This window comes from Pseudoalteromonas sp. 3D05 (assembly GCF_002723455.1).
Classification (GTDB): Bacteria; Pseudomonadota; Gammaproteobacteria; order Enterobacterales; family Alteromonadaceae; genus Pseudoalteromonas.
This window is the reverse complement of sequence record NZ_PDUS01000002.1, coordinates 108,151-128,337: the sequence shown is the minus strand read 5'-3', so window position 1 is coordinate 128,337 and position 20,187 is coordinate 108,151. Positions and strand designations below refer to the sequence as shown.

Below are 20,187 nucleotides of genomic sequence, written 5' to 3'. Positions count from 1 at the left end.
ATATATTTATTAGTCTCCAGCCGGAGACTTTTAGCGATAACAAGGCGAATTTATGCGTCAATAGCTGGCCTAATGCAAGTAAATTCAACGCAGTTAGCGTTGAAAGTAGCCGCTGGAGATAGATTTATTATCCAGAGTTCAGGTTACTTAACCGATATGTCAGCAATTTAACTACATTGGGGCAATAAAAAATATGCTTGCTATACATTGGTGCAGTGAATTACAGACAAAAAAAATCCCTCGTAAGAGGGATTTTGGGTAACTCAGCGCCATTGGCACTGGGAATGAGGTCGGTACAGGGTGAGTCGGTCTGGTTTAAAAAACCATCTCAGGGACTTCACCATCAACAAGTAATTTACCTGCTGTTTTGCTAATTATTTCATCGACTGACACACCAGGGGCGCGTTCTAATAAATGAAATGCGCCGTCTTTCACTTCTAAAACGGCTAAATCGGTTACTATTTTCTTTACACAGTTAACACCTGTTAGTGGTAAAGAACAACTTTCAAGAAGTTTTGAATCACCATGTTTACTTGCATGGGTCATAGTAACAATAATATTCTTTGCACCAGCAACAAGGTCCATCGCACCACCCATGCCTTTAATCAGCTTTTTTGGGATCATCCACGAGGCGATGTTTCCGTTCTGGTCAACTTCAAATGCACCTAAGACTGTTAAGTCTACATGACCACCACGGATCATTGCAAAACTATCTGCACTATTAAATATGGCAGCACCTGTCGCTGCTGTCACGGTTTCTTTACCCGCGTTAATCATATCAGCATCAACTTGGTCTTTTGTTGGGTACTGACCCATACCGAGTAGACCATTTTCAGACTGAAGCATAACTTCAATACCATCAGGTACGTAGTTAGCCACAAGGGTAGGGATACCGATACCTAAATTTACGTAATAACCATCTTGAAGCTCTTGCGCAACCCGCATTGCGACTTGTTCACGTGATAATGCCATGCTCGTTACTCCTAATCGCTGGTGGTGATGCGTTCAATGCGTTTTTCAAAATTACCTTTGATAACACGGTTAACAAAAATGCCAGGGGTATGAATTTGGCTCGGTTCAAGCTCTCCTGGTTCAACAATTTCTTCAACCTCTGCAACGGTAATTTTACCTGCTGTTGCTGCCATAGGGTTGAAATTCATTGCGGTATGACGAAACACTAGATTGCCATAACGATCAGCTTTCCACGCTTTTACAATAGCAAATTCACCCGTAATCGATTCTTCAAGAATATAAGGGCGGCCGTCAAATTCTTTTACTTCTTTACCTTGCGCTACCGGTGTACCGTAACCTGTTGCAGTATAAAATGCTGGTATGCCTGCACCACCGGCACGCATTTTTTCAGCTAAAGTACCTTGGGGGGTAAGAACTACATCAATTTCACCATTTAACAGCTGCTGTTCGAATAATGCGTTTTCACCGACATAAGATGCGATAATTTTTTTAATTTGTTTGTCGTGCAGTAAAATTCCAAGACCAAAATCATCAACACCGCAGTTATTTGATACCACGGTTAGATCTTTAGTTTGCTTACGCTTTATTTCGTTAATAAGCCCTTCTGGGATGCCACATAAACCAAAGCCACCGGCTATGATTGTATCGCCATCCTTTAAACCTTCCATTGCAGCTTCATAACTTGAAACTACTTTATCGAAACCGGCCATGGGCCCACTCCTTAATATGATTACGTCGTAAACCAATACATTAATTATTGGTCAGTAGATTGATTTTTTAAAGCTAATGACACTTTGCTCACAGGTTGTTTGTTTAATGCACTACAAATAGCCCAACCAGCGTTAACTAGTCTTTCTAAATCAATTCCATGCTCTATGCCAAGCCCTTGCAGTAAGTAAACAACATCTTCAGTGGCAACATTTCCTGACGCTCCCTTAGCATAAGGACAGCCGCCAAGCCCTGCTACTGCACTGTCAACCGTTGCTATACCTCGGTTTAAGGCTGTGTAAATATTTGTGAGCGCTTGGCCGTAAGTGTCGTGAAAGTGAACTGCTAACAATGATTTATCAATATGCGCCAACAATACATCAAATAAATCATCCACCTTTTTAGCTGTGCCTACACCTATGGTGTCACCGAGGCTTATTTCATAGCAGCCAAGGTCTAACAACATTTGACTCACTTCTAATACGCGTTGCGGGCTTATGTCGCCTTCGTAGGGGCAACCTAGTACACAGCTTACGTAGCCACGTACACGTATATTATGTTGTCTGGCAAATTCCATAACATCAGCAAAACGGGCAATGCTTTGTTCAATTGAACAGTTGATGTTCTTCTGGCAAAAAGACTCACTGGCAGCGGTGAATATAGCAAACTCTTTTATGCCCACTTCATGCGCCGCCTGTGCCCCTTTTAAATTTGGTGTGAGGGCGGTTAAGTTATTATTTGGCAGATTTAGAGAGTTAATCACGTCACGCGAATCAGCCATTTGCGGCACCCACTTAGGTGATACAAATGCACCGGCTTCGATATCGTGGATCCCTGCTGCAGCAAGAGCGTTGATGAGTGACACTTTGTCTTGGGTGCTAACAGCGCTTTCATTTTGCAGGCCATCTCGCGCACCCACTTCTACAATTCGTACTTGTGTAGGCAATGTGTTACTCATCTGCGGTACTCTCATCAGTTACGATAGCAAGCAGGGCACCATGACTTACCAATTCACCTTCAGCAAAGCAATAACTTTGCAAAATGCCATCGTGCGGTGCGTTGAGGGTATACTCCATCTTCATCGCTTCAATAATAACAACTGCATCACCTTTTTGTATTTCTTTACCGACTTCAACAAGGTGCTTAACCACAGTACCATTAAGAGGAGCTGCAAGCGGCAGAGCCTCACTTTCATGGTCACTTATGTAATGTTTGTCTATTAATTCAAACGTTGTTTGTAGTGCTTTGTACATCACTGTAATAGTGTTGGCGGTATTAACAACATGACAGGTATGCTTATCACCGTTTATAAACACCTGACACAGGTTATTTTCAATTGTGCCAGTGGTTGTATAGTCAACTGAATCTGAATGAATTGCAAAACCATCACTTAACTTAGTCGCTGTGATAGGGCTGTCGCTAAAAGGAATAGTAATAACTGGATCACGGTTTAGCATAAAGCCAGTTAGCTGATCCCAAGGGTTCACGCTATGACTATTTAACTGTGTTAAGTAGCAAAATGCAGCGATAACGTTGCTATAGGTATTTAACGCAGCATCATTAGATATCAATGCATCGCCTTGCTCTTCAATAAAGTGCGTATCTGGTGCACCTTGTTTGAAGGTTTGATGATTGGCTAAGTTATGTAAAAAGCTAACGTTACAGCTAAATCCAGCTAAATGAAATTGCTCAAGAGCAGTACTTAAACGTGAAAGCGCAGCAGCACGGGTATCATCATGAACGATGAGTTTTGCGATCATGGGGTCATAAAACGGGCTTATTTCATCCCCTTGTTTGATACCTGTGTCTATACGTACAAACTCAGATTCAGCTGGTATATACAAGCCATCGAGCGTGCCAGAACATGGAATAAAGTCATTGCTTGGATCTTCTGCATAAATACGCGCTTCGAAACTATGGCCTTGCAGTACGATATCAGATTGCTCTAATGGTAGGGTGTTACCAGCAGCCACATTGATTTGCCAATTAACTAAATCAACTCCCGTGACCATTTCGGTTACTGGGTGTTCTACTTGTAAACGCGTATTCATTTCCATAAAGAAGAATTCATCGCCACACAGTAAAAACTCTACCGTACCAGCACCACGATAATTGATAGCTAATGCACATCGCACCGCAGCTTCGCCCATTTCTTTACGAAGTTCATCGCTAAGACCCGGAGCAGGTGCTTCTTCAATCACTTTTTGGTGACGACGTTGTAAAGAGCAATCGCGATCGCCTAAATACACGCAGTTACCGTGATTATCAGCAAACACTTGTACTTCAACATGACGAGGCTTATTAACATAGCGCTCCAGTAACACCAGATCGTTACCAAAACCCGCAATGGCCTCGCGTTGAGCTCCTTGCAATGCTGTTAAAAAGTCTTTGGCGTGTTCAACGATCCGCATGCCCTTACCACCGCCACCAAAAGCAGCTTTAATAAGCACAGGGTAGCCAATTTTATCGGCTTCTGCTTGAAGGAAATCGGGCTCTTGGTTATCGCCGTAGTATCCCGGAACTAAAGGTACATTTGCCGCAGCCATGATTTCTTTCGCACGCGTTTTAGACCCCATAGCTTCAATACTACTTGCAGGTGGGCCTATAAATGCAATGCTGTTTTGTTCACAGGCTTTTGCAAATTCACTGTTTTCTGATAAAAATCCATAGCCTGGATGAATGCAGTCGACGTTTGCATCAAGGGCTACTTTAAGAATTTTATCAGCTACTAAATATGAGTCTTTACTCGGTGCTGCACCGATATGATAAGCCTCATCTGCTAATTTAACGTGCTGAGCATGTTTATCTGCATCGGAATAAACCGCTACTGTGGTTAAGCCCATCTGTTTTGCCGTACGCATTACGCGACAGGCAATTTCGCCTCGATTAGCAATAAGAATTTTTTGTAATGATTGTGTGCTCATGGTGAATCCTATGCTTGCCAACTTGGTGGACGTTTCTCGAAAAAGGCAGTTAAACCTTCTTGGCCTTCTTCAGATACCCGAATATGTGCAATACGTTCAGCAGTTAAGTTTATTATTTGGCCATTTATCTCATGACCTGCGACATCATTAATTAGCTGTTTAGCAGCACGAACCGCAACAGGGCCATTGTTAATGAGTGTTTCAAGTAGATGATCAACGGCACAATCAAGTTTGCCTGTAACTTGATGCACTAAACCAAGCTGCTTTGCTGTGTGGGCATCAAAGATTTCGGCAGTTAAAAAGTATCTGCGTGCTGCACGTTCACCTATCGCTTTGATAACGTAAGGACTGATCACCGCGGGTATAAGCCCTAGTTTGACTTCACTTAGGCAAAACTGGGCATTATCTTGGCAAATTGCAATGTCACAACAGGCAATTAAACCCAATGCGCCGCCAAATGCTGCACCTTGAACAGCGCAAATGGTGACAAGCGGACTAGTTGCTAAAACATGCATTAATTTTGCAAGCTGTTTTGAATCAGCTAGGTTTTCAGCAAAATCGTTGCCAGCCATAGATTTCATCCAGTTGAGATCGGCACCGGCTGAAAAATGTTCCCCTTCAGTTCTAAGTACAAGGGCACGTACATCAAGCGTATTTGCATGTTCTATGCACTGGATAAGCTCATGAATAACATGCTCGTTAAAAGCATTACGCTTTTCTGGGCGACTTAAAACGAGTACAGCCACATTTGATTTAGTTATTTGTAGTGTTACTGACATACTCACTTCCTTACATTCTAAAGACGCCAAATTGCGAATCTTGTTTTGGTGCATTAGCTGCTGCAGTTAATGCCAAGCCAAGAACATTACGGGTATCAGCAGGGTCGATTATACCGTCATCCCATAAACGAGCACTTGCATAATACGGATGGCCTTGCTGCTCGTATTGATCAATGATTGGTTTTTTAAATTCACTAATTTGTTCATCAGTCATACTATGGCCTTTACGCGCTAAACCATCTTGTTTAACTTGCGCCATTACACCTGCAGCTTGTTCGCCACCCATCACTGATATACGGGCATTAGGCCACATCCACATCATGGTAGGTTCAAAGGCACGGCCACACATACCATAGTTGCCAGCACCGTATGAGCCACCTATTAATACGGTAAACTTTGGTACATCAGCACAAGACACGGCCATTACCATTTTGGCACCATGTTTTGCGATGCCTTCTGCTTCGTATTTTTTACCCACCATAAAGCCGGTAATGTTTTGTAAAAATACCAAAGGAATATTGCGCTGGGCACAAAGCTGTATAAAGTGGGCACCTTTTTGTGCTGATTCACTAAATAAAATGCCGTTGTTTGCCACAATGCCCACAGGGTGGCCATATATTTTGGCAAAACCAGTTACCAGAGTGTCACCAAAGTAACGTTTAAATTCATCAAACGATGAGTCATCTACCGTTCGTGCAATGACTTCACGCACGTCAAATGGCTTTTTAAGATCAGTACCTACAATGCCATATAGCTCGTTGATGTCATATCGAGGTGCTTTAACTTCATCAAGTAAAGGTTGAGTAGGGCGCTGATAATTAATGCGCTCAATACATTGGCGCGCGATTGATAATGCATGGCTATCATTTTCAGCGTAATGATCGGCAACACCTGACGTTTTACAGTGCACATCAGCTCCACCGAGTTCTTCTGCCGTTACTTCTTCACCCGTCGCGGCTTTCACTAAAGGAGGACCTGCTAAGAATATAGTCCCTTGCTCTTTAACGATAATGCTTTCATCAGCCATAGCGGGCACGTAAGCACCACCAGCGGTACACAAGCCCATAACCACTGCTATTTGAGGGATCCCCTTGCCTGACATTCTCGCTTGATTGTAAAATATGCGGCCAAAATGCAGTTTATCTGGAAATACATCGTCTTGTTCTGGCAGATTTGCGCCACCTGAATCCACTAAATAGATACATGGCAAGTGACAACGCTCAGCAATGTCTTGCGCCCGTAAATGTTTTTTCACTGTAAGAGGGAAGTAAGTGCCGCCTTTGACTGTCGCGTCATTGGCGATAATCATACACTCAACGCCTTTAACGCGGCCAATACCTGCAACAACACCTGCACAAGGTATGGCTTGCTCGTAAACGCCATGAGCTGCAAACTGCGAAATCTCTAAAAATGGTGAGCCTTCATCTATTAGGGTGCTAATACGGTCACGAACAAAAAGTTTACCCCGGCCTTCGTGTCGCTCGATTAATGCAGCGCCACCACCTTGGCTTATTTCTTTTACTTTGGTACGTAAATCAGCAACTAACTCAGCCATATTTTGCTGATTTTGTAAAAACTGCGGATCATGTGGATTAACGCTAGATTTTAAAATTGTCATCGCGTAGGTCCTTATCTGCTTTCAGTAAATAGTTCGCGGCCAATAAGCATACGACGGATTTCTGAGGTACCGGCACCAATTTCATACAATTTTGCATCACGAAGTAGTCGACCCGTTGCATATTCGTTTATGTAGCCATTGCCACCAAGAATTTGAATTGCATCAAGAGCCATTTTGGTTGCAAGCTCTGCTGCATATAAAATCGCGCCAGCGGCATCCTTACGGGTCGTTTCACCGCGGTCGCAAGATTTTGCAACGGTATACACATATGAACGCGCGGCGTTCATTTGTGTGTACATATCGGCAACTTTGCCTTGAATAAGTTGGAACTGACCAATCGGTGTGTCAAATTGCTTACGTTCATGAATGTAAGGAACTACAATGTCCATACAGGCTTGCATAATACCAAGAGGGCCTGCAGCAAGTACTACGCGCTCATAATCAAGACCACTCATAAGTACTTTTACGCCTTCGTTTAAATTACCTAGGATATTCTCCTCTGGTACTTCGCAGTTTTCGAATACTAATTCACAGGTGTTTGAACCGCGCATACCGAGTTTGTCTAGCTTTTGTGCAGTTGAAAAACCTGGGAAACTACTTTCAACGATAAAAGCTGTAATCCCTTTAGCACCGGCGTTTAAATCAGTTTTAGCGTAGATTACTAAGGTATCTGCATCTGGACCATTGGTGATCCACATCTTATTACCATTGAGTATGTATTTATCACCTTTTTTCTCGGCTTTTAGTTTCATTGAAACTACGTCAGAGCCTGCATTAGGTTCACTCATTGCAAGTGCACCAATGTGTTCACCGCTAATCAATTTAGGTAAGTATTTTTCTTTTTGGGCTTGAGAACCATTACGATTTATTTGGTTAACACACAGGTTTGAATGCGCACCATAACTCAAGCCAATAGATGCACTTGCTCGGCTTATTTCTTCCATCGCGATAACATGCTCTAAGTAACCAAGCCCAGCACCGCCTAATTCTTCTGGTACTGTCATGCCTAATAAGCCCATTTCGCCAAGTTGTGGCCAAAGCTGATTAGGAAACGCATTATCAAGGTCGGTTTTTTCAGCTAATGGGGCGATTTCTTGACTAGCAAAGCTATTAACGTGATCACGGATCATATCTGCTGTTTCGCCAAGGCCAAAGTTCATTTCTTTATATAGTGAAATAGTGCTCATGATTCATTCCTGTGTGAGAGTCTGTTAATGAATTTTTATAATGTAGTAGTGTTAGTTATTCATCTAAATTATTTAAGGTATCGCGACAACGTCGTTCTGCCGTAACAAGTTCCATCAAAACAACTTTAATATCGTCCATTTGTTGGCTAAGGTCGGCTTTTTTGTCTGCAATTAAATCAAGCATAGTAACCAGTTGTTTAGCACTTGATTTATCAGCGTCATAGAGTTCAAACAAACGTCCGGTTTCAGCTAGTGTAAATCCTAGGCGCTTGCCGCGTAGAATTAACTTTAAGCGGACTTTATCGCGCTTAGAATAGATGCGTGTTTGCCCATTGCGTTCAGGAGAGATCAAACCTTGATCTTCATAAAAGCGGATAGAGCGCGTAGTAATATCAAACTCTTTAGCTAGTTCACTGATACTAAATGTTTGTTCATTACTCGCAGGCTCGGTGGCTGAACTTGCAAAGTTTGTTTGATTATCTGGATTCATAGTGTTCTTACCTCATTCGAATAACTCCAATATAAGTGAAGTTTACGTAAAGGTAAAGTGCATTGTGGAAGTTATACTTTAGACGTAGGTGTTAAGTGGACTGGTTTGCAAAAATAGCATTGTTTATAGGTGCTGTAGCCGTGTTGTTTGTTAATTACTACACTAAAATAAAGATAAGTTTACACTTTTGTTGGGCGCAAAAACCTTGATTTTAGATTTACGTTGGCGTAAACGTAAATATTATGTATGCTCATATGCAGATTATAAACGTATTGTATGGCTTATCTTAAAACACAATGAGAGTGCCAATTACTAAATGGAGCCTTTTTATGACTACCGAAGCCGTTGTTATTGTAGCAGCTAAACGCACCCCAATGGGTGGTTTTATGGGAGCCCTTAGCGGTGCAGACGCCACAGAGCTTGGTGCAACAGCCATTGCTAGTGCACTAGCAGAAGCCAATTTAAACGACAGTGCAATTGATGAAGTTATTATGGGTTGTGTACTGCCTGCAGGTTTAGGCCAAGCACCTGCTCGCCAAGCTATGCTTAAAGCAGGTTTAGCGCGTGCTACCGGCGCAACAACAATTAATAAAGTGTGTGGCTCAGGTTTAAAAGCGGCTATGTTAGCGCATGACTTGATCAAGGCAGGTTCAATAAATAGTGCTGTTGCTGGTGGCATGGAAAGCATGACTAATTCACCATACTTTATTCCAAAAGCGCGTGGCGGAATGCGAATGGGTCATGGCGAAATCAAAGACCATATGATGTCTGATGGATTAGAGGATGCTTATGACAACAAAGCAATGGGTTGTTTTGCTCAAGATACAGCCGATGAATATGGTATTGGTCGTGAGCAAATGGATGAGTTTGCACTCTCTTCATTAAGTAAGGCAAATGCAGCAATTGAAAATGGCAGCTTTAATAGTGAAATTGCTCCTCATACCATGCAAACTCGTAAAGGCGACGTAACAGTTAGCGTTGACGAACAGCCTGGCAATGCTCGTCCGGATAAAATTCCTAGTTTGCGCGCTGCATTTAAAAAAGACGGCACAATTACCGCTGCTAACTCATCCTCAATTTCTGATGGCGGTGCTGCATTAATTTTAATGAGCGAATCACATGCTAAAGCCCAAGGTTTAACACCTCTTTGCCGTATTGTAGCGCACAGTACACACTCTCAAAAACCAAGCGAATTTACTATGGCACCGGTTGGCGCAATGAATACGTTGTTAAGCAAAGCTGGTTGGTCAACTGAAGATGTTGATCTTTGGGAAATCAATGAAGCATTTGCGATGGTTACTATGCTGGCCATTAATGAACTAAAACTCGATGCAAATAAAGTTAACGTTAACGGTGGTGCTTGTGCACTTGGTCATCCAATTGGCGCAAGTGGTGCACGTATATTGGTTACACTTATCCATGCGCTTAAAAACCGAGGCCTTAAAAAAGGTATCGCTTCATTGTGCATTGGTGGCGGTGAAGCCGTAGCACTTGCAGTTGAAGCAATTTAACAACTCATTTTTATAAACTTATAGCCGTAGGCCATTTTAATAATAATTTACTGCGGCTTAATTAATTACCCTCTGGGGAGGAGTGCACTATGCACCAAGTACCATTATTCATTAACGGCGAATTTATTCAATCAACATCAGATCAACTTATCGATGTTATTAACCCTGCAAACCAAGAAGTACTGGCGCATGTACCGTGTGCCACTGATGCAGAAATGGATGCTGCAATTGAGTCAGCAAAAGAAACATTTAAAACATGGAAAGACGTACCAATTACTGAGCGTGCTCGCATTATGATGAAATATGCAGCATTGCTTAAAGAGCATCACGACGAGCTAGCCACCATTATTTGCCATGAACTTGGTAAAACGTTTGAAGATGCAAAAGGTGATGTGTGGCGCGGTATTGAAGTGGTTGAACAAGCAGCAAATGCGCCATCGTTAATGATGGGTGAAACCATGGAAAACGTTGCTCGCAAAATTGATACTTACTCATATATGCAGCCATTAGGTGTATGTGCAGGTATTACGCCATTTAACTTTCCGGCGATGATTCCGTTGTGGATGTTTCCACTTGCAATCGTCTGTGGTAACACGTTTATTTTGAAGCCATCAGAGCAAGACCCACTAACGCCAATGCGGTTAGCTGAATTGTTTGTTGAAGCAGGTGCACCAAAAGGAGTACTTCAGGTTGTTCATGGGACTAAGCCTCAAGTTGATCGCCTACTTGAAGATGCGGCAGTACGTGCAATTTCATTTGTTGGTTCGTGTGGCGTAGGTGAGTATATCTATTCAAAAGGAACAGCAAATCTAAAACGTGTTCAAGCGTGTGTAGGCGCAAAAAACCATATGGTTATAATGCCTGATGCGAGTCGCTCACATGTTGTTAATAACCTAGTTGGTGCCTCTGTTGGTGCTGCTGGTCAACGTTGCATGGGAATTTCTGTAGCTGTATTTGTTGGACAGGCTAAAGATTGGGTTGATGATATTAAAGCAGGTTTTGCTAATGTACGTCCTGGCGTTTGGGATGATAAAGATGCCGCTTACGGCCCGCAAACGTCTGCAGCGGCTAAAGCACGTATTTTATCACTGATCCAAAGCGGTAAAGAACAAGGCGCTACATGCTTAATTGATGGCTCTGATTATACCGTTGAAGGGTATGAAAAAGGAAATTGGGTTGGTCCAACCTTGTTTAGTGATGTAACAACCGAGATGGATCTTTACAACGAAGAGATTTTTGGCCCGGTTTTGGCATGTATGTTTGTTGACACCCTTGAAGAAGCTATCGAACTAATTAACAACTCTCCATACGGAAACGGTACATCATTGTTTACGTCAAGTGGTGCAGTAGCACGTAAATTCCAACATGAGATTGAAGTAGGTCAAGTGGGCATCAATGTACCTATTCCTGTACCACTCCCTTTCTTCTCATTTACTGGCTGGAAAGGTTCTTTCTACGGTGACACGCATACTTATGGTAAGCAGGGCATTCGTTTTTATACAGAAACAAAAACAATTACGTCTCGATGGTTTGAAGATGACATTGCTTCGGGCCCAAACATGAGTATTAATCTTAAATAATAAAAATAGGGGCGCAAAGGATACGTCACACAATGATGCCTTTGTAGCCCTTTCTCTATTTTGACAACATATAATAAATAAAGAGGTCTTCCATGGACTTTAATTTAACAGAAGATCAGCAAGCATTTGCTGAAACAGCGCGCCAATTTGCACAGTCAGAACTAGCCCCTAATGCAGCCAAATGGGACCGTGAACATATTTTCCCAAAAGATACGATCAAAGCAGCAGGTGAACTTGGCTTTTGCGGTTTATATACACCAGAGGAGGCCGGTGGTTTAGGTTTATCTCGGTTAGATTCAAGCATTATATTTGAACAACTCGCCATGGGCTGCACAGCAACAACCGCGATGCTAACTATTCATAATATGGCAACTTGGATGATTGCCAGCTTTGGCACCGAGCAAATTAAGGATCAATACTGCGAACAGCTAGTGATGGGAGAGTTATTAGCTTCGTATTGTTTAACTGAACCAGGCTCTGGCTCGGATGCTGCCTCTTTAAAAACTAAAGCGCTAAAACAGGGTGATGAATACGTTATAAACGGCTCAAAAATGTTTATTTCTGGCGCGGGTGAAACTGAAGTTCTTGTCGTTATGGCACGCACAGGAGATGAAGGTGCAGCGGGCATTTCAGCATTCGTAGTCCCTGCAGATGCGAAAGGTATTGAATACGGTAAAGCTGAAGAAAAAATGGGCTGGAACGCGCAACCTACGCGCTTGATCAGTTTTGAAGATGTACGTATACCCGCTGAAAACCTATTGGGTGCTGAAGGTGAAGGCTTTAAGTTTGCAATGCAAGGCCTTGATGGCGGACGCATTAATATTGCGACCTGTTCAATTGGTACCGCTCAAGCAGCACTTGAAACAGCACGCGAATATTTAAAAGAGCGTGAACAGTTTGGAAAACCACTGGCTGCATTTCAAGCACTGCAATTTAAGATTGCAGATATGAACACTGAGCTTGTTGCAGCGCGCCAAATGGTACGTCTAGCAGCATTTAAACTTGATACTGGTGATAGTGAAAAAACAACGTATTGCGCAATGGCGAAACGGTTCGCTACAGATGTTGGCTTTACTGTCTGTAATGAAGCACTGCAAATTCATGGTGGCTATGGTTACATCAAAGAATACCCGTTAGAGCGCCATGTTCGAGATGTACGCGTTCATCAAATTTTAGAAGGCACAAATGAAATTATGCGAGTGATCATTGCTCGTCGAATTTTAGCACAATCAGCAGCTGATATTTTATAAGGAGCACGTCATGTCAAACCCAAGTATTGATTTAACCATTGAAGGTCACGTAGCAATTTTAACGATGTCTAACCCGCCAGCAAATACCTGGACTCAAGACACTCTAATCGCTTTGAAAAATACGGTAAATGAGCTTAACGATAATAAAAATATCTATTCCTTGGTGATCACAGGGGAAGGTGAGAAATTTTTTAGCGCCGGTGCTGATTTAAATGTTTTCGCGGATGGCGATAAAGGTGTTGCTGCAACAATGTCAAAAGTATTTGGTGATGCATTTGAAGCATTATCTGACTTTAGAGGCGTATCTATTGCGGCGATTAATGGTTATGCCATGGGTGGTGGACTTGAAGTAGCTTTAGCATGTGATATTCGTATTGCTGAGGAACAAGCTCAAATGGCACTACCTGAGGCAAAAGTTGGTTTATTACCTTGTGCAGGTGGCACACAAAATTTAGCTTGGTTAGTTGGAGAAGGTTGGGCTAAGCGAATGATTTTATGTGGTGAGCGCCTTAAAGCAGACAAAGCATTACAAATTGGATTAGTCGAAGAAGTAGTACCACAAGGCGAAGGCTTTGCGAGTGCTTTAAAACTTGCAAACCAAGTGGCTGATCAAAGCCCTGTTGCAGTAACCGCATGTAAATCACTTATTCAAAAAGGCCGTACACAACCAATGGCGCATGCTCTTCCTCTAGAACGTGAACTTTTTGTTGGCTTATTTGATACAGAAGATCAGCGCGAAGGGGTTAACGCCTTTTTAGATAAACGCAAAGCAAACTGGGTGAATGGCTAATGGTTGATTTAGTGCAGCTTAATAACCAAGACTCGCCAGTGTTGTTTGAAACAGCGACGGCTACGAATGGTTCTTTAATTGGCATCGCTACGCTTAATTCTCCTAAATCATTAAATGCCCTTAATTTTGACATGATCAAGTTGTTAGATCCTCAGTTAAAAGCGTGGGCAGAGGATGATGATATCGCGATGGTGATGCTAAAGGGTGCAGGCGACAAAGCGTTTTGTGCCGGTGGAGATGTTGTAAGCCTTCATAAAGCGATGAGTTCAAATGAGCCTAATAGTTTAATTGAAGATTTCTTTACGCAAGAATACCGTCTAGATTACCTGATACATTGCTACGATAAACCTTTTTTAGTGTGGGGTAATGGTATTGTCATGGGAGGTGGCTTAGGTTTAATGGCAGGTGCTAGTCACCGAGTTGTTACTGAGACATCACGAATTGCGATGCCCGAATTAACAATTGGTTTATACCCTGATGTGGGTGGCAGTTACTTTTTACATAAGATGCCTGAACATGTTGGGTTATTTTTAGGTTTAACAGCTGCTTCCATTAACTGTGAAGATGCGATGTTTGTGTCATTGGCTGATCATTTTATTAATACCGAAAAATATGACGTGCTACTTGAACACTTAGTTAGCACTAAGTGGGGTAAAACAGCGTCATTAAATCATGAAAAGCTAACAGGCTTATTGAACGAGTTAGACCAACTATCAGGGCGTCTGCCTAAAGGGAATGTTAAAGCCAATTTATCAATACTTCAAAAACTTGGTGATTTCACTTCACTCAAAGACAAAATTGATTACATCTTAAATCTTGAAACTGAGGATAAATGGTTGGCTCGTGCGCAAAAATCATTAAAGCATGGTTGTCCTCTAAGCTGTGAATTGGTTGCTCGTCAACTTGAAAATTCAAAAGGTAAAAGCCTAGGTGAATGTTTTCAGATGGAGCTAAATATGTCAGTTCGCTGTGGTGAAGTCGGTGAATTTCAAGAAGGCATTCGTGCGCTATTAATTGACAAGGATGGAAACCCTAATTGGAAGTACACATCCATTGAGCACATTCCAAGTGATATTATTGATAGCTTTTTTAATTCACGCTGGGATGAGAAATCTCATCCATTAAAACAACTTACACAAGGATAATGTTATGTCACTTTCAATTGGCTTTATTGGCTTAGGTAATATGGGCGGCCCTATGGCGGCTAACCTTCTGAAAGCAGGGCATGCTGTTAAGGTATTTGATTTAAGTGCGCCTGCGGTTAGTCATCTTGTTGAACAAGGTGCAACAGCGGCAAAAGATGCAAAACATTGCGCAACAGATGTTGATGTATTGATCAGTATGCTTCCTGCAAGTAAACACGTTAAATCACTTTACTTAGGTGAAACGGGTTTAATTAATATTTTGGCTCAATCAACACTAATCATTGACTGCTCAACTATCGATGCTGCATCAGCTAGAGAGGTTGGAGCAGAGCTTGCAGAGCACGGTATTGCTTTTGTTGATGCGCCGGTCTCTGGTGGTGTTGCTGGCGCTACTGCTGGTACTCTTACATTTATTGTGGGTGGTGCTGTGCCACATTTTGAAAAAGCGCAACCAGTCCTAAACGACATGGGTAAAAATATTTTTCACGCAGGCGATGTTGGCGCAGGTCAAGTCGCTAAAATATGCAACAACATGTTACTTAGTATTTTGATGGCAGGTACTAGCGAAGCAATTCAAATGGGCGTTAAAAATGGTTTAGACGCCAAAGTGTTAAGTAATATTATGACTGCAAGTTCAGGGCGAAATTGGACGCTTGAACTGTACAACCCATGTCCAGGTGTTATGGATACAGCACCAGCAAGTAATGACTTCAAACCAGGCTTTATGGTTGACCTTATGGCTAAAGATTTAGGTCTTGCTATGGAAGCCGCTCAGCAAAGCAACTCATCAACCCCAATGGGTTCTATGGCTAAAAACTTATATACTATGTTGCAACATCAAGGTGCTGGTAGCGAAGATTTTAGTGCCATTTTTAAATTATTCTCAAAGGAGTAACCGGTGGAAATTAAAAATAATACGGTTGTTATTACAGGCGGTGCTCAAGGCTTAGGCTTTGCTATGGCGCATAAGCTTGCTCAGTTAGGTGCTAATTTAGCGCTTATAGATATGCAACAAGCTGTTTTAGATGAAGCAGTTAAACAATTAGCCGATTATGGCGTGACTGTAAAAGGGTATGTTGCAAACGTCACTAACGAAGAAGAAGTAGAAACGACTTTTAATATGATAAATACTGATTTCGGTCATATTGGTGTACTTATTAATAATGCCGGAATTTTACGCGATGGTATGTTCATAAAGGCCAAAGAAGGTAAAGTCGTTGCCAAAATGGCCCTCGAGCAGTTTAAATCAGTTATTGATGTAAATTTAACAGGGGTTTTTTTAGCTGGACGAGAAGCAGCGTCGCACATGGTTGAGTCTGGTAAAGGTGGAGTCATTATTAATATGTCGAGTGTTGCCCGTGCGGGTAATATTGGACAAACAAACTACGCGGCATCAAAAGCGGGTGTTGTCGCAATGACAACCGGGTGGGCAAAAGAGCTAGGGCGCTTTGGTATTCGTGTTGGCGCCATTGCACCAGGCGTGATTCGCACTAACATGACCGACGCCATGAAGCCAGAAGCTAAGCAACGTATGCTTGCTGTGACCCCAGTCGGGCGCTTTGGTGAAGCAGATGAAATTGCGCATACAGCGCAATATATTATCGAGAACGACTTCTTTACCGGGCGTGTGGTCGAGATTGACGGCGGCATTCGCCTTTAAATCAATGTATTAAAGTATGGGTGTTTTGTTTTATTCAAGACACCCATTTTTATTTTTATCTTCAAAACTACATATTTAACGACTCAGTTTATTGCTAACCCATTAAACACCTTCTATTATTAAATCTCTTGTAAAAGTATAGATTACGTTTTCTGTATATAGGGATCCAACCTTAATGATAGTAATAACAGAACAAGTGTTATCAGATATAAACAGAAACTTTATCATCCCGCCTAAACCACAAATTTTAAGTGACTTGCAAGATCTTGCATCGAAAGAAGATCCTGCCCTATTTGAAGCTGCGGATATTATTGTAAAAGATTTAGCCATATCCGCTGCCATATTAAAAATTATTAATTCTCCTGCTTATGGGCTATCTAGAACTGTTTCAGATATAAAACAAGCTGTTATGTTTCTTGGCTGGGATGGAGTGAATTCGTTAGTACAAGGATTAAAGTTGAAGCAAATGTTTTCAACCGATAATAGCTGCATTAGCCTTGAACGTTTTTGGGATACTTCAACAGAAATAGCTCATGTAAACATGATAATTGGGCAACGGTTTAAAAATCAGGTTTCAATGGAATCGCTATATACGCTTGGGCTTTTTCATGACTGCGGTGTTCCACCCATGGCTATCAAATATGATAATTATGTAAAGGCGCTTCATCATGCTGATAGGACCAATAAAGAAACCATTGTAGAAATTGAAGAACGCATGTTTAAAACCAATCATGCTGTTATAGGTTACTATTTTGCTAATAGCTGGCATTTACCAAAAGAAATTTGTGATATTATTTTAATTCATCATGATGTAAAAATGCTGGAACATATTACAGACACCGAAGAACAATTAAGTTTAGCCATTTTAAAAATGGCAGAAAACATTGTAAATATTGTTAAACGTGGAAGCCCGTTATCTGACTGGCATATTATTGAAGGCAACGTTTTAGATATTCTGCATTTAAGCGAAGATGACAAACTTGATTTGCAAGAAGATGTCATCGATTTCTTGAATGAAAACTCATCTTAATGTTGCTTGTCTTACCCGTCACTGAGTTTTCTCATCCTTATTAATCTAAATAATAATACTCTGCTAATTCTTTATTTTAACGTGCCTTCTTGAAAACCATGTTAAATCAAAGAATAATCACCCTTACTTACGTTTCATTCATGAGCTCGGTAGTGAAAGCCAAAGAGATAAGAAACTTTTATATTAACGAAGAGCAATCCGTCTATTTGCTGTCGCACCATGACGCGAAAAAACATCGTCAATGGCTAACAATATGCATAAAGAAGCTTACAACACTTGGCTATACGAATGTTGAAATGATTGGTTCAGGTGCATTCGGGTTTGTTTTTGCGGGCCTTGATGATAAACAAGAACCTTGGGTTTTTAAATTTTCACGAATAACATTAGCGCAGAGTGTAAGGGATAGACTTGAAGATGAAGCTTACATGCTTTCTCAAGTTGATAATCCACTCGTCCCTAAATTTTATGGCTTTGAACGCATAAAAAAGCAGGGTATTTTAATGATGTCCCGTGCTTTAGGCGAAGACCTTGAAAAAGTATCACTAAAAAAAGGGCGTTTTAATGCAGCTGCGATTACCCGCCTAGCTTTAAAATTACGTAATGTATTAATAGACTTAAGGCGCCAGCAAAATGGTATAAACCCGCAGCCAATTGTTCATGGAGATATTAAACCATCTAACCTTGTTTGGGATGAAAAAACAGATGCTCTATCATTGGTTGATTGGGGGAGCTCAGTGTATGCGCAAGTCGATAGTTATGGCGACCCAATCACAAGCAATTTTATGGATCTTATGTCTGGGGATTTAAGTACTACCAATGCACGCATGGGAGATGTGTACTTTATTGGTGACGAACAAATGTCTGGAGAGAAGTCGTCCCCGAGATTCGATGAACAAGGAGTTGCCTCAACGCTTTATGCGTTAGCCTCTGCACAATCATGTCGTTTTGGCGCGCAAGTTATACCTGCAAGCTCTTTAGGCCTACCTAAAGAGTTGGCAAAGGTAATTGATGGGATGCTGTCAAAAGACAAAATTAGCCGTGATAAAGCAGGTGATTACTTTATAAGAAATATGCCCTTAATTGCTAACGCTTTTTTGCCAGATATTAATATTCATGGCGAGCAAAAAACGTCAATTCCCTTTTGGTTTAGCAAAAATAATGAATCACCTGATACAGTTGTATATAGTTCTCGTAAACAATTTTTGCGTCAAGCTGACCATAAACAACAATTACTTGATATAAATGATGCCCAACTTGACAGATATTATAAAGAGTTTCTATTTGACACTGGGGACACTGAGAAAGCATTTTTAGCTTCCATTAGTCGATTAGCTAAATACCCGGTAGTAGGGGGGTTAAGTTTTCATTGGAAGGAAGAATCTGTATATATAGAATCTTCGCTAATCATGCATGATAAAGCATTGGGAGTTGCATTTACTCAAGCGGTTAATAATACCGTAATGCTTGCTCAAGGAATTAAGCAAAAAGGATTGTTTAAATGTTGCTTATTCGATGCTAGAAAAACGATTCAATTAGAGCGGGATGGTACAGGCGCTTTTAAGTTTGAACATCTACCTGAACTTGATTATGAGGTGATGGACATTAAAAATGTTGAAGTAACTCGTCCCCACTCGTATTTTGAAGACGGAAAAGACCCTGACGAACAATTACAGTTACCAAAGAAAGTTATAAAGTGTGTTTTTGAGCTTAACCAAATTCATCATACCGGTTGTATAATTTTTGAAGCTCTGCCCGATAGAATGAAAATCCACCATTACTATCGTTTGTTAGATGCCAGTAAAGAAATTGAATTTAAACGTTTACTCAATAAACTGATGCAATACGCAGTCAGTATTACTGATGTCGGTGTTGCCGGATTTATGAAACTGCCTTATAAAAATACCCGAGAATTTTCATTATGTGAAAAACAAACTGACTTTTTCTACCCTAAAGACCCAAAACGTTTTCAAGCTCAAAGTTGTTAAGCTGCCTTTAATTAAAATTAGACAGCCTAACAACCGACATAGGACAATCATAAGTGGCAAAAAATAAACCATTAATATCAATGCAAAGTTTTGGGATCTATACTCACTGGGATTCATCGTCAAAAGAGTTACCACAAATACAAACGTTCACGACTAAAATTCCCGCAAAGCTTGATATTGAGTTTGGCTATATTATCAATATAAAAAAAGCAAAGGGTGAAAAAGTGCACTTTTGTATACACCATCCAGAAATACCAGATGATGACGGTGTGCCGATGGCACCATTTGAAGGAATGCACTACATCAATAATAATGATTGGTACTTTTACCTTGGTGACACTTTATGGCAGCCTATCAGCAATAAAACAGGTAATTGGCGTATGACCATTGAGTTAAACTCAAAAATTATTGCTGATAAAACATTTTCTGTTTTTGAAGAAGAGGCGATGTCAGAAGTTGAGTTTTGGCAAAAGCGGGGATACTAGAAACCTAAAAGTTACTGGCATTAAATTAGAGTGTTAAGCGTATGCTGCGGTATCACTTATCAAAAAAACTAAC

The 20,187-nt window shown here is 41.2% G+C and carries 18 protein-coding genes; 10 read left to right on the top strand and 8 right to left on the bottom strand.

The genetic code is table 11. From position 1 onward, the window contains the following. Positions 1-315 precede the first annotated feature (315 nt). From CSC79_RS02940 to CSC79_RS02905, 8 genes are read right to left on the bottom strand one after another with little or no spacing between them, the layout of a single operon-like run. Complete coding sequence (locus CSC79_RS02940) at positions 316-972, bottom strand: 3-oxoacid CoA-transferase subunit B (RefSeq protein WP_099293843.1); 657 nt, start codon at positions 970-972, stop codon at positions 316-318. A gap of 11 nt (positions 973-983) precedes the next feature. Further along, the gene (locus CSC79_RS02935; protein WP_099293841.1) at positions 984-1,682 is read right to left on the bottom strand and encodes a CoA transferase subunit A; all 699 of its coding nucleotides are present in this window, start codon (positions 1,680-1,682) and stop codon (positions 984-986) included. Positions 1,683-1,726: 44 nt separating this feature from the next. Next, on the bottom strand, positions 1,727-2,638 hold the full coding sequence (locus CSC79_RS02930; protein ID WP_099293839.1) for a hydroxymethylglutaryl-CoA lyase: 912 nt from the start codon (positions 2,636-2,638) through the stop codon (positions 1,727-1,729). Further along, positions 2,631-4,604 carry an acetyl-CoA carboxylase biotin carboxylase subunit gene (locus tag CSC79_RS02925; protein WP_099293837.1) on the bottom strand — a complete coding sequence of 658 codons (1,974 nt, stop codon included), beginning with the start codon at positions 4,602-4,604 and terminating at the stop codon, positions 2,631-2,633. The genes CSC79_RS02930 and CSC79_RS02925 overlap by 8 nt, the downstream gene beginning before the upstream one ends. A gap of 8 nt (positions 4,605-4,612) precedes the next feature. Further along, positions 4,613-5,383 carry an enoyl-CoA hydratase/isomerase family protein gene (locus CSC79_RS02920; RefSeq protein WP_099293835.1) on the bottom strand — a complete coding sequence of 257 codons (771 nt, stop codon included), beginning with the start codon at positions 5,381-5,383 and terminating at the stop codon, positions 4,613-4,615. A gap of 10 nt (positions 5,384-5,393) precedes the next feature. Continuing rightward, a complete protein-coding gene (locus CSC79_RS02915) occupies positions 5,394-7,001 on the bottom strand; it encodes a carboxyl transferase domain-containing protein (protein WP_099293833.1) in 1,608 nt (535 codons plus the stop codon). 11 nt (positions 7,002-7,012) lie between these two features. Next, positions 7,013-8,188: an isovaleryl-CoA dehydrogenase gene (locus tag CSC79_RS02910; protein WP_099293831.1), complete on the bottom strand. Its 1,176-nt coding sequence runs from the start codon at positions 8,186-8,188 to the stop codon at positions 7,013-7,015. A 55-nt stretch (positions 8,189-8,243) separates the two neighbouring features. Further along, positions 8,244-8,678, bottom strand: coding sequence for a MerR family DNA-binding transcriptional regulator (locus tag CSC79_RS02905; protein WP_099293817.1), 435 nt, complete (start codon positions 8,676-8,678; stop codon positions 8,244-8,246). A 329-nt stretch (positions 8,679-9,007) separates the two neighbouring features. On the opposite strand from CSC79_RS02905, the gene CSC79_RS02900 reads away from it, so the two are divergent. From CSC79_RS02900 to CSC79_RS02855, 10 genes are all read left to right on the top strand, one after another. Continuing rightward, positions 9,008-10,189 (top strand): acetyl-CoA C-acyltransferase, encoded by a 1,182-nt coding sequence (locus CSC79_RS02900; protein ID WP_099293815.1) that lies wholly within the window; start codon positions 9,008-9,010, stop codon positions 10,187-10,189. A gap of 89 nt (positions 10,190-10,278) precedes the next feature. Next, positions 10,279-11,769: a CoA-acylating methylmalonate-semialdehyde dehydrogenase gene (locus CSC79_RS02895; RefSeq protein ID WP_099293813.1), complete on the top strand. Its 1,491-nt coding sequence runs from the start codon at positions 10,279-10,281 to the stop codon at positions 11,767-11,769. A gap of 92 nt (positions 11,770-11,861) precedes the next feature. Continuing rightward, positions 11,862-13,019 (top strand): acyl-CoA dehydrogenase family protein, encoded by a 1,158-nt coding sequence (locus tag CSC79_RS02890; RefSeq protein ID WP_099293811.1) that lies wholly within the window; start codon positions 11,862-11,864, stop codon positions 13,017-13,019. A 10-nt stretch (positions 13,020-13,029) separates the two neighbouring features. Then, entirely contained in the window at positions 13,030-13,809 is a 780-nt protein-coding gene (locus CSC79_RS02885; protein WP_099293809.1) for an enoyl-CoA hydratase, read from the top strand. Then, positions 13,809-14,954, top strand: a complete 1,146-nt coding sequence (locus tag CSC79_RS02880; RefSeq protein ID WP_099293807.1) for an enoyl-CoA hydratase/isomerase family protein — start codon at positions 13,809-13,811, stop codon at positions 14,952-14,954. Before CSC79_RS02885 ends, CSC79_RS02880 begins: the two co-directional genes overlap by 1 nt. Before the next feature lie 4 nt (positions 14,955-14,958). Next, the gene (gene mmsB / locus CSC79_RS02875) at positions 14,959-15,849 is read left to right on the top strand and encodes a 3-hydroxyisobutyrate dehydrogenase (RefSeq protein WP_099293805.1); all 891 of its coding nucleotides are present in this window, start codon (positions 14,959-14,961) and stop codon (positions 15,847-15,849) included. 3 nt (positions 15,850-15,852) lie between these two features. Continuing rightward, positions 15,853-16,614, top strand: coding sequence for an SDR family oxidoreductase (locus tag CSC79_RS02870; RefSeq protein ID WP_099293803.1), 762 nt, complete (start codon positions 15,853-15,855; stop codon positions 16,612-16,614). A 175-nt stretch (positions 16,615-16,789) separates the two neighbouring features. Beyond that, the gene (locus CSC79_RS02865; protein ID WP_099293801.1) at positions 16,790-17,644 is read left to right on the top strand and encodes an HDOD domain-containing protein; all 855 of its coding nucleotides are present in this window, start codon (positions 16,790-16,792) and stop codon (positions 17,642-17,644) included. Between the two features lie 152 nt (positions 17,645-17,796). Continuing rightward, positions 17,797-19,629 (top strand): serine/threonine protein kinase, encoded by a 1,833-nt coding sequence (locus CSC79_RS02860; RefSeq protein WP_099294362.1) that lies wholly within the window; start codon positions 17,797-17,799, stop codon positions 19,627-19,629. Positions 19,630-19,682: 53 nt separating this feature from the next. Then, positions 19,683-20,114: a DUF3859 domain-containing protein gene (locus CSC79_RS02855; protein WP_180270379.1), complete on the top strand. Its 432-nt coding sequence runs from the start codon at positions 19,683-19,685 to the stop codon at positions 20,112-20,114. Positions 20,115-20,187: the final 73 nt, after the last annotated feature.